2 protein-coding genes are annotated in these 1,392 nt (G+C 63.4%); one reads left to right on the top strand and one right to left on the bottom strand.

Features of this window, described 5'->3' with window-relative positions:
* Positions 1-445 (bottom strand): thioesterase family protein (locus tag ENZ74_RS31755; RefSeq protein WP_164761404.1); only part of this gene is annotated, 445 nt, incomplete at its 3' end.
* 163 nt (positions 446-608) lie between these two features.
* Between ENZ74_RS31755 and ENZ74_RS31750 the strand changes: the two genes are divergently transcribed.
* Positions 609-1,392 (top strand): FAD-binding protein (locus tag ENZ74_RS31750; protein WP_127313294.1); only part of this gene is annotated, 784 nt, incomplete at its 3' end.

Genomic DNA, 1,392 nt, shown 5'->3' with positions numbered 1-1,392 from the left:
GTTCCGGCATCGGCAGGGCCGAATGGGCGGCGCGCATGTCTTCGACCCTGGCCAGCACATCGGCGGGGAAGGGCGCCACCTTCGGCCCGGACATGTCGACATGCAGCGACAGCGATTCGGAAGTCGCGGCCAGCCAGCCGTCGACATGGCGGATTTCCTGATAGGCCCGCAGCCGCTTGTCGTCATGGTCGATGAGCTGGAAGGAGACCGTGACCTTGTGCTCGAGATGCAGCTCCTGCACGTAGCAGACATGGACTTCGGCGGTGTAGATGGTGAGGCGGCGATCCCTGGCATAGTTCGGTCCCATGCCCATTGCCTCGAAGGCGTCGTCCGAGCAGCGGTCGAACAGCACGTTGTAATAGGCCATGTTGAGATGGCCGTTGTAGTCGATCCAGTCCTTCTCGATGTCCATGGGTTTCGAGACGAAGGGAGTGGGGATGGGCATCGAAACTTCCTTGTTCTGGTGCTGGACAGAGCGTGGCTCCGGAGACTCTATTTGTTCTGACGCAATTTCGGACGGAAAACCGCTTCACACTTTTCCTGGAATTGCTTTACGCATCCATAGACGCATAACAAGCATGGACGCTGGTCCATTCGCGGAGGAATTCATGGCTCTGAGCGACCTCAACCCGGTCGAACGCAACGAGGAAGGCATCGCTGCGGTGCTCGGGATCCTCAAGCAGCAGCTCGGCGAGCGATTCCAGACCGGCCAGGCGATCCGCTCGCAGCATGCACATACCACCACCTACATTCCGACGCAGGCACCGGATGGCGTTGCGTTCCCCGAGACGACGGCCGAGGTGCAGGAGATCGTGCGCGCCTGTGCGGCGCACCGCGTGCCGGTGATCGCCTTCGGCGTCGGCTCCTCGCTGGAGGGTCACACCAACGCACCGGGCGGCGGCATATCGGTCGACACATCGCGCATGAACCGTATCCTGGCGGTCAATCCGCAGGATCTCGACTGCACGGTCGAACCCGGCGTCACCCGTGAGGATTTGAACCGGCATCTGCGCGACACCGGCCTGTTCTTTCCGATCGATCCCGGCGCCAATGCCTCGCTGGGCGGCATGGCCGCAACGCGGGCCTCCGGCACCAACGCGGTGCGCTACGGAACGATGCGCGAGAACGTGCTGTCGCTGACCGCCGTCATGGCCGACGGCGAAACGGTGACAACCGGCAAGCGGGCGAAAAAGAGCTCGGCCGGCTATGATCTGACGCGGCTGCTGGTCGGCTCGGAAGGCACGCTCGGCATCATCACGTCGCTGACCTTGAAGCTGCAAGGCATCCCGCAGGCGATCTCCGGCGGCGTCTGCCCGTTTCCGAGCGTCGAGGCGGCCTGCAACGCGGTCATCGCGACGATCCAGATGGGCATCCCGGTGGCGCGCATCGAAC

The sequence above is a fragment of the Mesorhizobium sp. M7A.F.Ca.CA.002.15.2.1 genome (assembly GCF_003998715.1).
GTDB lineage: Bacteria > Pseudomonadota > Alphaproteobacteria > Rhizobiales > Rhizobiaceae > Mesorhizobium > Mesorhizobium ciceri.
The sequence above is the reverse complement of the archived record's forward strand: the minus strand, read 5'-3'. Positions and strand labels throughout refer to the sequence as shown.